We start from the raw sequence: 17,160 nt of genomic DNA, 5'->3' as shown, positions 1-17,160 counted from the left end.
TCGCCCCTTTCGCGATTACTCTTTTTTGCTCACCAGACTGAGGTCGATAAACCAGCTCTGCGGTTGCACCACCCCGGTCACCGCGGGCGAAATCGCGCGCGGCCCGACGTCGTGGGCGACAAACAGGAACGGCACCTGATCCACCAGCGCGGCGTGCAGCTCGCCGGCGGCTTTATTCATCGCTTCCGGGGTAAAGGCGTGCTTGACGGCGGCGGCCAGTTTTTCCGTCTCCGGAGTGGAGAAGTAGCCCCAGTTGGTCGCCACCGGCGGAAACGCTTTGGCGGTGGAGAAGCGGATCAGGCCAAAATAGGGATCGTTGACCGCGGCGCTGACGTTGATCGCGTCGATCCCTTTTGCCGAGGGATCCCGGGCGCCCAGACGCCAGTTGGTGAACAGGGTGTTCCATTCCACCACTTTGATATCCACATTGAAGAAGCAGCTCTTCAGGCTCTGCTGGATATACTCGTTCATCGGCAAGGGCTGCATCTGCCCGGAGCCGGAAGCCGAGGTCGCCACCGTGACGTGCAGCGGCTTGCCGGCGCTGTATCCGGCCTCGGTCATCAGCTGACGGGCGACGTCCGGGTCATATTTGATCTGGAAGGTGGGTTTGCCATGCCACGGGCTGTCGGCCTCGTAGACCCCGGTGGCCTCGGTCATATAGCCGCCGAGGTAGCTCTTCAGCTCGGCGCGGTTCAGACACAGGTTGGCCGCTTTACGCACCCGAATGTCCTGCCACGGGGATCCTTTTTCAAAGGAGAACTGCCAGGGCCACAGGTGCGGCTGGGTGTTGGCGTAGAGGTGAAAACCCTGAGACTTGATCTGATCGATGGCGTCTGGCGCCGGGGCTTCAATCCAGTCCACCTGCTTCGACAGCAGCGCCGCGGTGCGGGCGTTAGCCTCCGGCAAGGGGATCAGCACCACCTTATCCACCCGGGGAATGCGATCTTTATTCCAGTAGTCGGGGTTTTTCGCGAGGATCAGCTGCTGACGCGGCACCAGCTTCTCCAGTTTGAACGGGCCGCTGCCCACCGCATGGGCGGCGAAGGCGGTCCACGCCTGTTTGCTGCGCGCGGCGCTATCGCCCGCGCTGGCCGGCACCGCGTCATACTGCTTCTGCCACGCCGTGGGCGAGACAATAAACAGGTTGGTAATGTTGTACGGCAGCAGCGCGTCCGGTTCCGAGGTGGTCAGCGCCACGGTGTGATCGTCAATTTTCTCCGCGCCGGCGAGGGTCGGCATCCGCGACAGGGTGTTGCCGATCTGACCCGGGGCGTACTGTGGCGCTGCTTTATTGAGCACCTTATCCACGTTCCAGACGATGGCGTCGGCGTTCACCTCGCTCCCATCATGAAATTTCACCCCCGGACGCAGGGTGAAAATCCAGCGGCGGGTGTTCTGCGGATCGATGTGCCACTCGGTCGCCAGCCCCGGCACCAGACCGCTGGGCTTTTCCCCTTGCGACAGATCCCACTCCACCAGCGCGTCGTACAGCGGGATGCCGGTAAAGCGGTTGCCCTCATAGCCCTGATCCGGCTGGCCGAGGGTCAACGGAATATCCGCGGCGGTCATGGCGATCCGCAGCGTGGAGGCGTTGGCAGGTAAGGCGGCGCCCGCCAGGGCCAGTGCGCCGCTCACCGCCACGGCGAGACGACCGGCACGCGAAAATAACGTCGTTTTGTGCATCACATGATCCCTGTTAAATAAAGTGTCACTGATTAACAGGCAAAATGCGTACCAGCTCTGGTGCGGGCGGAAATAGGCCGAAACCGACCGATAAAATAAGAAGGACTTATATTATCACCATGATAATTATGGGAAAATAATTCAACCTTATTCTGCCGCACCGCCAGCGGGAAATATGTTGCAGAATTGCACCAGTCGCTATATCGCAAAATTTAAATAATCACGTCGCGTCACTTTTTTATGCTTCCCCCTCCCCCGCCGCGGCGTATTCTCCGCCGGGAACAATCCCTTCTATACTTCAGAGAACACATCGACCGGGAGAGACTATGCCTTTAGCCGATTTTCACCGCTCCGATCCGTTTACCCTCGGTATCGAACTGGAGCTGCAGGTGGTGAACCCGCCGGGTTACGACCTCAGCCAGGATGCCTCGACTCTGATTGCCGACGTCCAGCATGAACTGACCGTGGGAGAAGCCAAGCACGATATCACCGAGAGCATGCTGGAGATCGCCACCGGGGTGTGTCGCGACATCAGCCATGCGCAAGCCCAGCTCAGCGCCATCCAGCAGGCGGTCCAGCGCGCGGCGCTGCATCATCATCTGCAGATCTGCGGCGGCGGTTCGCACCCTTTTCATGCCTGGCAGCGCCAGCAGATCAGCGACAATCCGCGCTATGTCAAAACCGTCGAGCATTTTGGCTATCTGGCGCAGCAGGCGACGGTCTTTGGCCAGCATGTGCACGTCGGCTGCCAGAGCGGCGACGACGCCATCTATCTGCTGCACGGCCTGTCGCGCTTTGTACCGCATTTCATCGCCCTTAACGCCGCCTCGCCGTGGTTCGACAGCACCGACAGCCGCTTCACCTGTTCGCGCCTCAACCGCTTCTCCTCTTATCCCGACAACGGCCCGATGCCGTGGGTGGCCGACTGGCAGGGGTTTCGTCGCCTGTTCCGCCAGCTGAGCTACACCAGCATGATCGACAGCATGAAGGATCTGCACTGGGATATTCGCCCCAGCCCGCAGTTTGGGACCGTCGAGGTGCGGGTGATGGACACCCCCCTGACCCTTGCCCAGGCGATCCACATCGCCGGCTTTATTCAGACCCTGGCCTGCTGGCTGTTGACGGAGCGTCCTTTTAAGCACCAGCCTGACGATTATCTGCTGTACCCTTTTAACCGCTATCAGGCCTGTCGCTACGGGCTGGACGGGACTCTCACCGATGTGCGCGGCGGGGAGCAGCGCAGCATCCGCCAGGAGATCCTGCAGCTCGCCGACCGGCTGGCCCCTTTCGCCCATCAGCTGAAGGCGACGGCGGCGCTGGAGGCGGTGGTTCGCCAGGCGAAATCGTCGCACAGCGAAGCGCAGCAGATGCGCGAGTTTATCGCCAACGGCGGTTCGCTTTCCGGGCTGGTGCAAAAACACTGTGAGATTTGGGCGGCATAAGACAGCGAGGCGGGTATACTCGGCGCAGACCATAGAAAGGACCGCCCATGTTATTACGCTGCCTGCTCCCCCTGGCGCTGCTGCCCCTGGCCACCCTCGCCAGCGCCGCCTGTACCCTCACCGACCCGACGCTGACCCTGCAGAGCTATCGGGTGGATGCGCAGAAAGAGCGCATTGCGATGTACTGGCAGGATCGGCACGGCAAAGCCTGGGGTTCCCTGCGTTCGCTGCTGGCGGGTATCGATGGCGATGGCCGGGTGCAGATGGCGATGAACGGCGGCATTTACGATAAGGCCTACGCGCCGCTGGGGCTGTATATCGAAGACGGCAAGCGCCTGACGCCGGTAAACCGCTCCGCCGGCGGCGGGAACTTCTTTATCCGCCCCGGCGGCGTATTCCTGGTGGAGAACGGCCGGGCGAAAATCGTGCCGCTGCCGGCGTTTAAACGCTCTCCCGCCATCCGCTATGCGGTGCAGTCCGGCCCGATGCTGATTGAAAATGGCGCTATCAACTGGCGACTGAAGCCCTCCGCCAGTTCGCGCAAACTGCGCAACGGCGTTGGCATCGATAAGCAGGGCCGGGTGGTGTTTATGCTCAGCGAGCGCGAGACCAACTTCTATGATTTTGCCTGCTATGCGCAGTCAAAGCTCGGGGTGCGGCAGATGCTTTATCTCGACGGCACCCTGTCGAAGATGTACCGCAAAGGCGGCAGCGTGCCGTGGCAGTATCATCCGTTCGTGACCATGATAACGGTGGAGAGGAAATAGCGGGCGCGTTTGGGGGCGGCCATTCCAGCCAGGAGAGTGAATAAATTAACGACAGGCCGGGCAAGGGATTGCCGCCGTGCCCGATGTCCTTGCCCGGTGGCGCTGCGCTTACCGGGCCTACAAAGTCTGCTCGCTATGGTATGGCCCCTGAAAACTACGGGCGTGCAGCGGGGCCGATTCCCCCTGACCCCGGCTCTCCCCCAGAGAAGAGGGGATCGCCCGGTCGTCGTTGTGGCGCCGCGCTTACCCCCGCCGATGCGCCCACTCGCGCATACGCTGAAACAGCACATACAGCGAAGGAATAAACAGGATGCCAACCATCGTCGCCACCAGCATCCCGCTGAACACCGTGGTGCCGATGATCCGCCGGCTCTGCGCCCCGGCGCCGGTGGCGAGCATCATCGGCATGATGCCGATAATAAACGACACCGCGGTCATCATCACCGCGCGGAAGCGGCGGGTGGCGCCCTCGCGCGCGGCGTCGACTATCGACAGCCCCTCCTCGCGCCGGCTGCGGGCGAACTCAACGATCAGAATCGCATTCTTCGCCGCCAGGGCGATCAGCAGCACCAGCCCTATCTGGACATACACATCGTTGGCATAGCCCGCCGTCCACAGCCAGACCAGCGCTCCGCCGATGGCGAACAGCACCGAGAGCATGACGCTCGCCGGCAGCGTCCAGCTTTCATACTGCGCCACCAGGAACAGCCACGCCATCGCCACCGCCGCCAGCACGATCCACACCGCCTGATTGCCGGTCTGCTGCTCCTGCCAGGAGATCCCGCTCCAGGCGTAGTCATACCCCGGCGGCAGATGGGCCTGCAAAATCTGCTCCATGGCCGCCATCGCCGTGCGGCTGCTGACCCCCTCGGCCGCTGAACCGCTCACCGACACGGACGGGAACTGGTTGTACAGCTGAATAAACGGCGCCCCCACCGTCGGCGTAATGGTGACCAGATTGCTCAGCCGCACCCGCTCGCCGTCGCGGCTGCGGACGTACAGCTCGCTAATCTGCTCAGCCCGCTCGCGCCACTGCATCTCATTTTGCATCACCACATGATAGACACGGTTGTTAAGACTGAAATCGCCGGCGCGCGTGCCGCCGAACGCCGTCTGCAGGCTGCTGAAGATCTGCGCCACCGGCACATCCAGCAGCGCCGCCCGATCGCGGTCGACCGTCAGGGTCAGCTGCGGCACGTTGCTGCTCCAGGTGGTAAATACCCGGCTCAGCTGCGGATGCTGGTTCGCCAGCTGAAGGATCTCCCGCGTCACCTGCTCCAGCTCCGCCGACGACTGACCGGCCTGCGCCAGAATGCGCAGATCAAACCCCGAGGCATTGCCCAGGCCCGGCAGGGTCGGCGGCGCGAAGGTCATGATCGTCGCCTCCGGCAGCGACAGCAGCTGGCGCTGAATATCCGCCATCACCGTATCCAGCGGCGGCCGCTGATGCCAGTCCTTGAGCATCACCGAGATAAACCCGCCGTTAGCGGCGCTGGTGCCGTTGAGAATGTTAAAGCCGGACACCTGAATCACATCCTCCACCGCCGGGTTAGCCGTCAGCAGCTTGCGCGCCTGGGCCATCACCGCTTCGGTGCGCTCCAGCGACGCCGCCTCCGGCAGCTGCACACTGGCAAACAGGTAGCCCTGATCTTCCTGCGGCAGGAAGCCTTTCGGCATCGAGGTGAAGCTGAACGCCACCAGCGCGCCCGCCGCCACCGTCGCCGCCAGCGCCAGCCACGGGCGGCGGTTCATCCACCCCACCAGCCGGCCATAGCCGTCGCGGGTGCCGTCGAGAAGACGGTTAAACGCCCGCCACACTGCCGCCGGCCGGGCGGGTCGCGGGCGCAGCAGCAGCGCGCAGAGGGCCGGGGTCAGGGTTAACGCCACCAGGCTCGACAGGGCCACCGCGGTGGAGAGCGTCACGGCAAACTGCCGATACAGCTCGCCGACGATCCCCGGGAGCAGCGCCACCGGCACAAACACCGCCAACAGCACCAGGGTCGTGGCGATCACCGGCCCGGCGATCTGCCGCAGCGCCTGGGCGGTGGCCTGCAGGCGATCCAGTCCTTCCGCCATTTTGGTTTCGACATTCTCCACCACCACAATGGCGTCATCCACCACCATCGTCAGGGCAAGAATAATCGCGAACAGGCTGAGGGTGTTGGCGCTGTAGCCCAGCAGATAGAGCACCGCAAAGGTGCCGATCAGTGACACCGGGATCGCCAGGGCCACGATCAGCGTCGCCCGCCAGCTCTGCAGGAACAGCGACACCACCACCACCACCGCCAGCAGGGTCAGCGCCAGCGAGACGCCGATCTCTTTGATCGTCGCCGCCACAAAGCGGGTGGTATCGAACTTCACCTCCCAGGTGAGATCCGCCGGAAAGCGAGTGTGCAGGCGGTTAAGCTCCGCGCGCACCGCGCTGGCGACCTGCAGGGCGTTGGCGGTAGGCGTCGGATAGATCCCCAGATAGGCCGACGCTTTACCGTTCAGCTGCGCGCCGGAGCTGTAGCTGCGGGCGCCCAGCTCGATGGTCGCCACGTCGGCGAGGCGCACCAGCTGCCCCTGCGCGCCGCGGCGGAGGATAATCTCGCCAAAGCTGGCCGCCTCGTTCAGACGCCCCAGTCCGTTGATGGTCAGCGTCTGCTGCTGGCCGTTGAACACCGGTGGGGTGCCCACCTGCCCCGCCGCCCCCTGCACATTCTGCTCGCGCAGCGCCTGGGCAACGTCATCCGTAGTGATGTTAAGGGCGTTCATGCGGTCCGGGCGCAGCCAGATGCGCATGCTGTAATCCCGGGCGCCAAACATCTGCACCTCGCCGACGCCGGGCAGGCGGGCCAGCGCCTCGCGCACCTGGGTGCTGGCGTAATTGCTGACAAACAGCGGCGACAGCGTGCCCAGCGGCGAGTAAAGGCTTACCCCCATCAGCAGGTTGCTGGCGCGCTTGCGCACCTGGACGCCATTCTGCTGCACTTCCGCCGGAAGCTGCGCCAGCGCCTGCGCCACCCGGTTTTGCACGTCGATCGCCGCCAGATCGGCATCGGTGCCTGCCGCGAAGGTGATACTCAGGCGGTACGTCCCCTCGTCCGAGCTGGTGGACTCCATATACAGCATATGATCGACGCCGTTGAGCTGGGTCTCCAGCGGGGCGGCGATGGCCTCCGCCACGTCTGACGCGCTGGCGCCCGGCCAGCTGGCGGTGACGTTCACCACCGGGGGCGTGATCGCCGGGTATTGCTCCACCGGGATCAGCTTCAGCGATACCGCGCCGACAAAGGTCAGCAGTAGCGCGATCACCATCGCAAATCGCGGACGACGGATAAAAAAGGTCAGCATCCCCTCTCCTTAGCTAGTTCAGCACCTGCACCGCGGCGCCTTCGCGCAGCCGCTGCGCGCCGTCAGTGATCACCTGCTCGCCCGCCTGCAGCCCTTTCTCGACCGCAAACTGCTGCCCCTGTTGCCCCGCAAGGGTCAGACGACGCTGCCCGGCGGTGTGGTCCGGCTTCAGCACCCAGCTGAAAAAGCCCTGCGGATCCTGCTGCACGGCGGCAGCCGGGATCATCACCCGCGACGACAGCGCTTGCGGACGGAACAGGATCGTCACGCTGCCGCCCGGCAGCAGACGGTGCTGCGGATTGGCAAACTCCGCCCGCACCGCCACGCTGCCGGTGCGGGCGTCGATCCGGTTATCGATGGAGGTCAACACGCCGTCGCGCCGTTTGCCATCCACGTCAATTTGCGCCAGCCATGCCTGCTTCAGGGCGTGGATGTCGGCATGCTGGCCGGTTTTGCTGAAAAACGCGGCTTCGTCGAGGGCAAACGACACCCGTACCGGATCGAGCTGCACGATGTCCGCCAGCACCCCGCTGGACGGGTTGACCAGCGTCCCGACGTGAAAGGCGCTGTGGCCCACCCGCCCGGTCCCCGGCGCCGCAATCCGGGTATAACCGAGCACAATCTGCTGAGCCTCGACGCGGGCTTTCGCCTGCTGCACGGCGGCGGCGGCGACGTCGCGCTGCATCCGGGCCGTGTCGAGGTCGTTGCGGCTGATGGAGTGGTTGTTGATGAGCCGCTCATAGCGAGTGAGCAGCTGCTGCGACTGGCGTAGCGAGGCTTCGGCGCTTTTCAGCTCGGCCTGCGCCAGGGCCAGCGCCGCGCGGGGCTGCGCGTCGTCGAGGGTAAACAGCAGGTCGCCCTCGGTCACATACTGCCCGTCCTGGAAGTGGCGCTGAACAATCACCCCTTCGGTGCGCGCGCGAATGTCGACGGCGCGGATCGCCTCGACCCGCCCGGGGATGGCGCGTTCTTCAGCGTGAGGAGCCCGTTCTACCGTGGCGACGCGGACCGGCACCGCCGGCGCGGCGGTCGCCGTCAGGGCGCTGCCGCCCAGGACGCAGGCCAGCAGCGCAAAGCGAAAGGTGTTAATCATAGAGGATCCTTGCGAAAGTAACGCGCGCCTGCAGCCAGGCGCGCGAGATCGATCAGGCCGTTTTGCGGAACCGGCGCGTCAGACGCTTCTCGACTTCCACCACCAGGAACATGGCGATGCCGATGACCAGGGTGACAAACCAGTAGCGCAGCGGCAGCGCTTCCGTGCCAAACATGCTCTGCATCAGCGGGACATAGATAATCACCAGCTGCATCAGCAGCAGGACACCGGTCACCAGCCAGATGCCTTTATTGCGCAGCAGGCCCATGCTCAGGGAGAAGCTGTCGCTGCTGCGGCAGTTGATCATGTAGACCCACTGCGCCGTCACCAGCATCTGCAGCAGCACGGTGCGGATAAACTCCGGACTGTGGCCGCGCGGCGCCAGCCAGGCCTCAAGGATAAAGGCGGCGATCGCGATCATCGACCCGACGAAAGCCACCCGCCACACGGCGAAACCATCCATCACGTGCTGGCCGGTTTTACGCGGCGGGCGGTTCATCACGTTGCGCTCCGCGGCCTCAAAGGCCAGGCCGAAGGAGAGCGTCGCCGACGTCGCCATGTTCATCCACAGGATCAGCACCGGGGTCAGCGGAATCATGTTCCCCGCCAGCAGGGCGATGATGATCAGCAGCCCCTGCGCCAGGTTGGTCGGCATGATGAAGAGGATGGTCTTCTTCAGGTTGTCATAGACCCGACGGCCCTCTTTCACCGAGCTGGCGATGGTGGCGAAGTTATCATCGGTCAACACCATGTCAGCCGCCTCTTTGGTGACTTCAGTGCCTTTGATGCCCATGGCGATACCCACGTCGGCCTGGCGCAGCGCCGGCGCGTCGTTGACGCCGTCGCCGGTCATGCCGACCACTTCGCCGTTATCCTGCAGGGCTTTCACCAGGCGCAGCTTATGCTCCGGGCTGGTGCGGGCAAAGATGTCGTACTCCACCGCCGCCTTCGCCAGCGCCGCATCGTCCATGTGCTCCAGCTGGTAGCCGGTCATGGCCTGGCTGCTGTTGGTGATCCCCAGCATCTGGCCGATGCTCATCGCCGTCTGCGGGTGGTCGCCGGTGATCATCTTCACGCGGATGCCGGCGGTCTGGCAGGCGTGGATAGCGTCAATCGCTTCCGGACGCGGGGGATCCATCATCCCGGCGATGCCGAGGAAAATCAGTCCCTCCTGCAGGTCCTCATGGTTCAGCGTGGTGGCATCAACGCTGGCCGGCTTACAGGCCGCCGCCACCATGCGCAGCCCCTGACGGGCGAAGCGCGCCATCTCCTCTTCCCAGTACTGCGCCTCGAAGGGCACCGCGCCCTGGCGGGTCATCTGCTCGCGGCACATGGCGAAGATGACGTCCGGCGCACCGGTGATCAGCACCCGGGCGTCGCCATCGATGTGCTGCAGCGTGGACATATATTTGTACTGCGAGTCAAAAGGGATCTTGGCCACCAGACGGGCCTCCACCGCCGGGAGCTGCGCTTTCGCCGCCAGCACCTTCAGCGCCCCTTCGGTTGGCCCGCCGGTGATCCCCCACAGGCCGCGCTCATCCTGGGTAAGCTGGCTGTCGTTGCACAGGTCGATGGTGCGCAGCCAGGTCTCCAGCACGGTACCCGGCTGAACCTGCACGGGCTCATCGCTCCCCTCAAGGAAGATCCGCCCCTGCGGCTCATAGCTGTCGCCTTCCACCCGGTAGCAGCAGTCGGCGGTGATGATCGCCTTGACGGTCATTTCGTTCATCGTCAGGGTGCCGGTTTTATCCGAGCAGACCACGGTCATGGCGCCAAGGGTTTCCACGGTCGGCAGCTTACGGATAATCGCCCGCTTGCGCGCCATCGTCTGCACGCCGAGCGACAGAATAATCGAGATGATCGCCGGCAGTCCCTCCGGTACCGCAGCCACCGCCAGGCTAATCAGCGACAGCAGCAGTTCGCCCATCGGGATATCCCGCAACGCGAGGCTGAAAATAAACAGCGCCACCATCATGGCGAGGATAATGACGAAAATCGCTTTGCCGAGCTTATCCATCTGCACCAGCAGCGGGGTGCGGTGCTTCTCAATGCCCGCCATCATCTGGTTGATATGGCCGAGTTCGGTCTGCGCGCCGGTGGCGGTCACCACGCCGACGCCGCCGCCGGCGCTGACGGTGGTCCCGGAGAAGACCATGTTCACCCGGTCGCCCAGCGGCAGGTCGCCCTCCAGCGCGTCGGTGATTTTATCCACCACCGTCGACTCGCCGGTGAGGATCGCCTCTTCCACCCGCAGGTTGTGCGTTTCAATCAGCCGCATGTCCGCCGGCACGCGGTCGCCGGCGCGCAGGATAACGATATCCCCCGGCACCAGGTCGCGCGTCGGGATAGTCTCATGTTTGCCGTTACGCTGGACGCGGGCATCGCTGGAGAGCATGTTGCGGATCCCCTGCAGGGATTTTTCGGCGTTGCTCTCCTGGATATGGCCGATCAGGGCGTTAATCACCGTCACGCCAAGGATCACCAGGGTATCGACCCAGTGCCCCATGATGGCGGTCAGCGCCGCGGCGGCCAGCAGCACATAAATCAGTACGTCGTTAAAGTGGGCGAGAAAGCGCAGCCAGGCCGGTTTTCCCTTCTTTTCCGGCAGCGCGTTCGGCCCGCAGGTATTCAGGCGCTCGGCGGCGTCTGCGGAACTTAACCCAGCGGCCTGGCTTTTGGTTTGCGCCAGCACTGCGTCAACGGTCTGCTGCCAGACCTGCCGTGGCGCGGTGTCGCCCGAGGGCGTCGTAAACTTTGGGTTATTCATCTTGGTCAAATTACATTTTCCTTATAAATTCCGTGAGTCGGAAAGCCTGAAATCATTCCTGGCCAATGCAATAAAAGGTGGCGAAAAAGCCGATAAAAATGTGAACCATTACAAGCCTAAATTTTTCGCAAAATAAAAAATATGTGGTAAGTTAATTCCACGAACCAACTATTACAGAATATTAATAAACCAAAACTAAACGAGGTCAAATATGTTTGGAATCTACCGCGGACGCCGTCTGGCGCTGTACATCCTGCTGGCCATCATCGCTGCTACGCTGGTGGGGTATAGCACTTATAGTTTTGTAAAAGCGCTGGCATAATAATGACGTTAATTTACAAGCAACGGGTTTTAATTTAATTACAAATTATTTCAGATTAATTAACATGAGAATAAAAGGCAGGCAATAATATTAAACAGAGGCGCATTAAGGCGAGTAAAATACAAAGCATATTGCGTTAGGTGTTATTTTGCCGGACAATATGTTTTTTAACTGATGATTAACATGACATGAAACATCCGCTGGAAACGCTCCTCTCCGCCGCCGGGATCTTACTGCTGGCCCTGCTCTCTTGTCTGCTGTTGCCCGCGCCGTCGCTGGGCCTGACGCTGGCGCAAAAGCTGGTTGAGACATTCCATATGATGGATCTCAACCAGCTTTATACCGTGCTGTTTTGTCTGTGGTTCCTGGCGCTGGGCGCCATTGAGTATCTGGTGCTGCGCTGGGTGTGGCGTCGCTGGTTTTCCCTCGAACGCTAAATCAGGAAGGGCGCGCCTCAGTGGGCGCGGCTGTGGTTCTCTTTACGGTAGGCGCCCGGCGGCAGATTGAAGGTCCGGGTGAAGACGCGGGTAAAGGTCTGCTGTGAATCGAAGCCATACTTCAGGCAGATATCGTAGACCCGCTGATCGGTGTCGCGCAGATCGCGGGCGGCCAGCAGCAGCTTCCTTTCGCGTATATAGCGCCCCAAGCTCTCCCCTTTATACTGTAAAAACAGCCGTTGCAGATGCCATTTCGAATACCCGGCATGGCGAGCGATATCATCAATACGCAGCGGTTGATGCAGGTTGTCATCAATCCACTCGACGATAGTGTCAATCACCTGAGCGGAAATCGTCATATGCTCTCTCCTCTGATACTGCACTGGCGCTTAGCGCCACCAGGCGTTAAATGATTGCGTCTTATCGGCGACCCACACCGGCTCGCCCTGCACAGGCGTCAGCAGACGCCAGGCCCTTCCTTCGCTGGCAGCCGCCAGCCGTTGATACGGTTCATCCCAGCTATGTTTCGCCAAAACGAATCGTCCTGCATGCCCAGGCAGCACCGTGCGAGCGCGCAGGTCATCGGCAGCCTGAGCCGTTTCATCCGGCATCATGTGGATATATTTCCAGTCCTGGTCATACTGTCCGTTCTCCATGATCGCCAGATCGATCGGACCGAACTCATCGCCTATCGCTTTAAAGTGCGGCCCATACCCGCTGTCGCCGCTGTAGTAAATCTTTTGCTGCGGGGTAACGAACAGAAAACTGGCCCACAGCGTCTGGTTGCGCTTCAGCCCACGGCCGGAAAAGTGCCGCGCCGGCAGGACGTGGACGGTGAGCTCATCGCTAACCGGAATCGCCTGCTGCCAGTCCGCTTCGGTAATCAGCGCCCCGTCCATTCCCCAGTAGCGCAGGTGCGACCCAACCCCCAGCGGCGTAATGACCCGCTTAATTTTCGGCAGCAGAGCGCGGATGGTGGCGTAATCCAGATGGTCGTAGTGATCGTGGGAGACGATCAGCAGATCGATCTCCGGCATCCCTTCCGCCCGCCACGGATAATCGCCGGGGAAGGCTTTATTGATAAAGGAGAACGGCGCCGCGTAATCGCTGAACACCGGGTCGATCAGGATGCGTTTTCCCGCCAACTGCAGATACCAGGAAGAGTGGCCGAGCCAGACCATCACGTCCTGCCCGAGGGGCAGCGTCGCCAGATCGGTTTTCACCAGCGGCAGCGGCTGCGCGGGACGGGCGTTTTCCCGTTTGGTCATCAAAAAATCCCACCACGCCGCCAACATATTTTTCTGCCCGGTGAATCCCGGCGTGGGCAGTTGGTTATGGAACTGGCCGTCCCGGTAGTGGGGAGACGCTTCCACCTGGCTAAGCTGTGCCCCCTGCGGCGCCTTACCAAAACCGGCATTGAGGACAAACGGCAGTGTCGTTGCTGCTGCGAGTAACATGATGGCGACCACGCTGAAAGTGACACGGTTCATATCCTGACCAGACAAAAGCCCCCATCCCGGAGGCTTTATGATATAACTTGATTATGAGTGAGTACGCACTCATTATTAGGAATGTGATGAAAGTCGTCAAGACGATTTTCAATTTTTGCGTTCCGCCGTTGCAGCGACCTGGTCAGACGTGCAAAGATCGGCGGTTTGTTTAAACCTGCGTGAGGAAAAATGTAGTGGCTCGTCCAAAGAGTGAAGATAAAAAGCAAGCGTTACTGGAAGCTGCCGCCGCGGCTTTCGCCCAGTCCGGCATCGCCGCCTCAACGTCGGCCATCGCCCGCAGCGCCGGGGTTGCCGAGGGGACGCTGTTTCGCTATTTCGCCACCAAGGATGAGTTGCTCAACGAACTGTACCTCGCCATTAAGCTGCGCCTGGTGCGGATGATGATCGCCGGGCTGGATCCGGACGAAAAGCGCCCGAAAGAGAACGCGCGCAATATCTGGAACAGCTATATCGACTGGGGCGTGCGCAACCCGATGGAGCACAAGGCGATCCGCCGGATGGCGCTCAGCGAGCGCATCACGGACGAAACCCGCCGCCAGGTGAAAGAGAGCTTTCCGGAGCTCAACGAAATGTGCCAGCTGTCGGTGAAAGAGATCTTCCTCAGCGAAGCGTATCGCGCCTTTGGCGATGCCCTGTTTCTGTCACTGGCGGAGACCACTATCGAATTCGCCAGCCACGATCCGCAGCGCGCCCGGGAGATTATCGCCCTCGGCTTTGAAGCCATGTGGAACGCCCTGCATGAGGCGGACGCCAAATGACGCCGGAAACGCTGCACCCCTGCGCCCACCGTATCGCCCTGACCTACCCGTTTACCGAGCACTGCTGGCCCTTTGGGCCGGAGTACGACGTGTTTAAGGTCGACGGCCGCATCTTTATGATCACCATGACCATTCGCGGCCGGGCGCTGGTCAACCTCAAGGCCGAGCCGCAGAAGTCGCTGCTCAATCAGGAAATTTATCGCAGTATCGAACCGGGCTACCATATGAACAAGAAACACTGGATCACGGTGGTGCCGGGGGACGATATCAGCGAGGATCTGCTGGCCGAGCTGATTGACGACTCATGGCATCAGGTGGTGAACAAGCTGAGCAAAAAGGCCCAACAGCGCCTGCGTCCGCGCTGATTTTCAGCCAAACGCGATAAGTGTTATCGCATTTTTCACCCTTATCATTTGGCGATCTTCGCTGTACTCTTCCTCTCCTGAACGCACCGGTAAGGTGCTGTAAACTGTGAGGAAGAGTTATGGATATCGTATCGGTCGCTTTGAAGCGCTATTCCACTAAGGCCTTTGACGCCACGAAAAAGCTGACTGCCGGGGAAGCGGAACAGCTGAAAACGCTGCTGCAGTACAGCCCGTCTAGCACCAACTCCCAGCCGTGGCACTTTATCGTCGCCAGCACCGATGAAGGGAAAGCCCGCGTGGCGAAAGCCGCCAGCGGTACCTACGTGTTCAACGAACGTAAAATTCTCGACGCCTCGCACGTGGTGGTGTTCTGCGCGAAAACCGCGATGGACGACGCCTGGCTGCAGCGCGTCGTGGATCAGGAAGAGGCCGATGGCCGTTTCGCCACCCCGGACGCAAAAGCCGCTAACCACAAGGGTCGCACTTTCTTTGCCGATATGCACCGCAAAGAGCTGAAGGATGACGATCAGTGGATGGCGAAGCAGGTGTATCTCAACGTCGGCAATTTCCTGCTGGGCGTAGCGGCGATGGGTCTCGACGCCGTGCCGATTGAAGGGGTTGATTTTGCGATCCTCGATGAGGAATTTGACCTGAAAGCCCAGGGCTACACCAGCCTGGTGGTGGTCCCGGTCGGCCATCATAGCGTTGAAGACTTTAACGCCTCCCTGCCGAAGTCGCGTCTGCCGCAGTCGACGACGATTACCGAGATTTAATTCCCTTCTGCCGGGAACGCCCGGGCCATGGCGCAGCAGCGTCTCGCCCGGGACTTTCTTCCCCCACTCTTTCCCCCTCTTTTTCTGCCGTTTGTGCCAGGTTTCCGGCGCTAATAAGCCCGCTTGTGCCAGGAATAACGCCTTTAGTGTGAACCAGCCGCTTTAATTAATTGATAAATAATATTTTTTATTTCTGGCACGCCCTTTGCTCTTAACAGATACCGCTATCTGGATGAAGGAGAAACCGGGTGAAACATATCTATGTGGCCAGCCACGGCCATTTTGCTCGCGGACTGGTGAACAGTTTGTCGCTGCTGATTGGCGACGAACACGGCGTTATCCCGGTCTGCGCCTATGACGAAGATATCGTGACCACCGAACAGCTGGAGCAAACCCTGGAGCATCTCATCGTCCAGGCGAATGGTGATGAAGTGGTGATCTTTACCGACCTGCTTGGCGGCAGTATCAACAATAGCGCCGTGAGCGTCTTGATGCGTCATCGTAACGTTTTCGTGGTCGCCGGCATCAATCTGACTCTGCTGCTGGAGTTTCTGCTGTGCGAAGAAGCCACTACCGAGTCCGCGATTGTCTACGCCACCAGCGCGGCGCGTGAATCCATTGTTTTCATCAACCCTCTACTAACACAACCATCCTCTGACCCACAGGGAGAATCTCATGATTAAACTCGTGCGCATTGATTATCGGCTGCTGCACGGCCAGGTGGTTTTTGCCTGGACCCGAGCGCTGGATATCGATCATATCATCGTCGCTAACGCCAAAGCCGCGGCGGATGCCTTCATTACGATGTCGCTTAACCTGGCCAAGCCGGCGGGCGTCACGCTGGACATCGCCACCGTTGAACAGGCGGCGGAAAAGCTTAACGGCGGCAAGTTGGATCATAAAAAAGTCATGGTGGTCCTTGGCAATACTGCTGAAACCCTCGCGCTGGTAGAAAAAGTCCCGGGAATTAGCGCAATTAATTACGGCGGTCTGCCACAGAAGGAAGGGGCAAGACAATTCGGCAAGGCCATCTATCTGACCGAAGAGGAAATCGCCCATAGCAGAGCGCTAAAAGAAAAAGGCATTCGGCTGGAGATGCGTCAGGTACCCGCCCACTCGGCTGAACTCCTTAACGACCAACTTTAACTTCGGAGGTCACTATGTTGCTCACCGCAACGTTACTCGGACTGATTGCCGCACTGGGGATCCTCGATGGCCGCCTGCTTGGGGTATCGATGATCGACCGGCCGCTGGTGATGTGCGCCCTCACCGGTCTGGTCTGCGGCAATCTGCATGAGGGGATTCTGATTGGCGCTACGCTGGAGCTTATTTTTCTCGGCAACGTCGCCATCGGCGCCGCGCACCCACCCGATATCGTGACCGGCTCCGTACTGGCGACCGCGTTTTCGATCATGTCCGGCCGCGGTCCGGAGGCTGCGCTTACCATTGCCATCCCCGTCTCAATGCTGGCGCAAACGCTGGGCATCCTGGTGCGCGTGGTGAACGCCCGCTTCGGTCATCTGGCGGACCGCTATGCGGCGCAAGGTAATACCCGGATGGTCGGCCTGATGCACCTCGCCGGTCCGACGCTACTCTATTTTTTAAACGGATTTCTACCGGTTTTTTTCGCCATCCTGCTCGGCTCTTCGGCGGTTAGCTGGTTCCTTGAGGCGATTCCGCCGGTGATCACCAACGGATTGATCGTCGCCAGTAAGATCTTGCCAGCGCTCGGTTTCGCCCTGCTGATCAGCATGATGCTCAGCAGCAAACTGATGCCGTACCTCGGTCTGGGATTTTTGATAGCGGCATATACCAAACTGGATATCATCGCCATCGCGCTATTCGCCGTGGTGTTGGCTTTTATCATCAGCCAGTTTCTTAATCTTAAGCAGCAGGAGAGCTAATC

The 17,160-nt window shown here is 60.8% G+C and carries 15 protein-coding genes; 9 read left to right on the top strand and 6 right to left on the bottom strand.

Annotated elements, in window-relative coordinates; genetic code table 11:
* Nucleotides 1-15 precede the first annotated feature (15 nt).
* Nucleotides 16-1,683 carry an ABC transporter substrate-binding protein gene (locus MKR05_RS15765; RefSeq protein WP_284118308.1) on the bottom strand — a complete coding sequence of 556 codons (1,668 nt, stop codon included), beginning with the start codon at nt 1,681-1,683 and terminating at the stop codon, nt 16-18.
* 326 nt (nt 1,684-2,009) lie between these two features.
* Between MKR05_RS15765 and MKR05_RS15760 the strand changes: the two genes are divergently transcribed.
* Nucleotides 2,010-3,125 carry a YbdK family carboxylate-amine ligase gene (locus tag MKR05_RS15760; RefSeq protein WP_284118306.1) on the top strand — a complete coding sequence of 372 codons (1,116 nt, stop codon included), beginning with the start codon at nt 2,010-2,012 and terminating at the stop codon, nt 3,123-3,125.
* A 47-nt stretch (nt 3,126-3,172) separates the two neighbouring features.
* Nucleotides 3,173-3,892: a phosphodiester glycosidase family protein gene (locus MKR05_RS15755; protein WP_023288737.1), complete on the top strand. Its 720-nt coding sequence runs from the start codon at nt 3,173-3,175 to the stop codon at nt 3,890-3,892.
* Between the two features lie 243 nt (nt 3,893-4,135).
* Here MKR05_RS15755 and MKR05_RS15750 read toward each other — a convergent pair whose 3' ends face one another.
* Genes MKR05_RS15750 through MKR05_RS15740 form a run of 3 tightly spaced genes read right to left on the bottom strand, consistent with a single transcriptional unit; the run spans nt 4,136 to nt 11,097 of the window.
* Nucleotides 4,136-7,228: an efflux RND transporter permease subunit gene (locus MKR05_RS15750; RefSeq protein WP_180264171.1), complete on the bottom strand. Its 3,093-nt coding sequence runs from the start codon at nt 7,226-7,228 to the stop codon at nt 4,136-4,138.
* Nucleotides 7,229-7,241: 13 nt separating this feature from the next.
* Nucleotides 7,242-8,321 carry an efflux RND transporter periplasmic adaptor subunit gene (locus MKR05_RS15745; protein WP_284118304.1) on the bottom strand — a complete coding sequence of 360 codons (1,080 nt, stop codon included), beginning with the start codon at nt 8,319-8,321 and terminating at the stop codon, nt 7,242-7,244.
* 52 nt (nt 8,322-8,373) lie between these two features.
* Nucleotides 8,374-11,097 carry a cation-transporting P-type ATPase gene (locus tag MKR05_RS15740; RefSeq protein WP_023288734.1) on the bottom strand — a complete coding sequence of 908 codons (2,724 nt, stop codon included), beginning with the start codon at nt 11,095-11,097 and terminating at the stop codon, nt 8,374-8,376.
* Between the two features lie 501 nt (nt 11,098-11,598).
* On the opposite strand from MKR05_RS15740, the gene MKR05_RS15735 reads away from it, so the two are divergent.
* Nucleotides 11,599-11,847, top strand: coding sequence for a DUF1158 domain-containing protein (locus MKR05_RS15735; RefSeq protein ID WP_002893037.1), 249 nt, complete (start codon nt 11,599-11,601; stop codon nt 11,845-11,847).
* Nucleotides 11,848-11,864: 17 nt separating this feature from the next.
* Here MKR05_RS15735 and MKR05_RS15730 read toward each other — a convergent pair whose 3' ends face one another.
* Complete coding sequence (locus MKR05_RS15730; RefSeq protein WP_004202492.1) at nt 11,865-12,206, bottom strand: RamA family antibiotic efflux transcriptional regulator; 342 nt, start codon at nt 12,204-12,206, stop codon at nt 11,865-11,867.
* A gap of 30 nt (nt 12,207-12,236) precedes the next feature.
* The gene (locus MKR05_RS15725; RefSeq protein WP_284118302.1) at nt 12,237-13,352 is read right to left on the bottom strand and encodes an MBL fold metallo-hydrolase; all 1,116 of its coding nucleotides are present in this window, start codon (nt 13,350-13,352) and stop codon (nt 12,237-12,239) included.
* Between the two features lie 179 nt (nt 13,353-13,531).
* Between MKR05_RS15725 and MKR05_RS15720 the strand changes: the two genes are divergently transcribed.
* The 6 genes from MKR05_RS15720 to MKR05_RS15695 all read left to right on the top strand — a co-directional run bounded on the left by MKR05_RS15720 (nt 13,532) and on the right by MKR05_RS15695 (nt 17,158).
* Nucleotides 13,532-14,116 (top strand): TetR/AcrR family transcriptional regulator, encoded by a 585-nt coding sequence (locus MKR05_RS15720; protein ID WP_023288732.1) that lies wholly within the window; start codon nt 13,532-13,534, stop codon nt 14,114-14,116.
* The gene (locus MKR05_RS15715) at nt 14,113-14,481 is read left to right on the top strand and encodes an MmcQ/YjbR family DNA-binding protein (RefSeq protein WP_004202487.1); all 369 of its coding nucleotides are present in this window, start codon (nt 14,113-14,115) and stop codon (nt 14,479-14,481) included. Before MKR05_RS15720 ends, MKR05_RS15715 begins: the two co-directional genes overlap by 4 nt.
* Before the next feature lie 119 nt (nt 14,482-14,600).
* The gene (nfsB, locus tag MKR05_RS15710) at nt 14,601-15,254 is read left to right on the top strand and encodes an oxygen-insensitive NAD(P)H nitroreductase (RefSeq protein ID WP_023288731.1); all 654 of its coding nucleotides are present in this window, start codon (nt 14,601-14,603) and stop codon (nt 15,252-15,254) included.
* A 248-nt stretch (nt 15,255-15,502) separates the two neighbouring features.
* Entirely contained in the window at nt 15,503-15,937 is a 435-nt protein-coding gene (locus MKR05_RS15705; protein WP_048296967.1) for a PTS sugar transporter subunit IIA, read from the top strand.
* Nucleotides 15,930-16,400 carry a PTS sugar transporter subunit IIB gene (locus tag MKR05_RS15700; RefSeq protein ID WP_023288730.1) on the top strand — a complete coding sequence of 157 codons (471 nt, stop codon included), beginning with the start codon at nt 15,930-15,932 and terminating at the stop codon, nt 16,398-16,400. Before MKR05_RS15705 ends, MKR05_RS15700 begins: the two co-directional genes overlap by 8 nt.
* Nucleotides 16,401-16,414: 14 nt before the next feature.
* Nucleotides 16,415-17,158, top strand: coding sequence for a PTS mannose/fructose/sorbose/N-acetylgalactosamine transporter subunit IIC (locus MKR05_RS15695; RefSeq protein ID WP_004183295.1), 744 nt, complete (start codon nt 16,415-16,417; stop codon nt 17,156-17,158).
* The last annotated feature ends 2 nt before the right edge of the window (nt 17,159-17,160 follow it).

It is taken from the genome of Klebsiella sp. K5-204, from assembly GCF_030128585.1.
GTDB lineage: Bacteria > Pseudomonadota > Gammaproteobacteria > Enterobacterales > Enterobacteriaceae > Klebsiella > Klebsiella quasipneumoniae.
The sequence above is the reverse complement of the archived record's forward strand: the minus strand, read 5'-3'. Positions and strand labels throughout refer to the sequence as shown.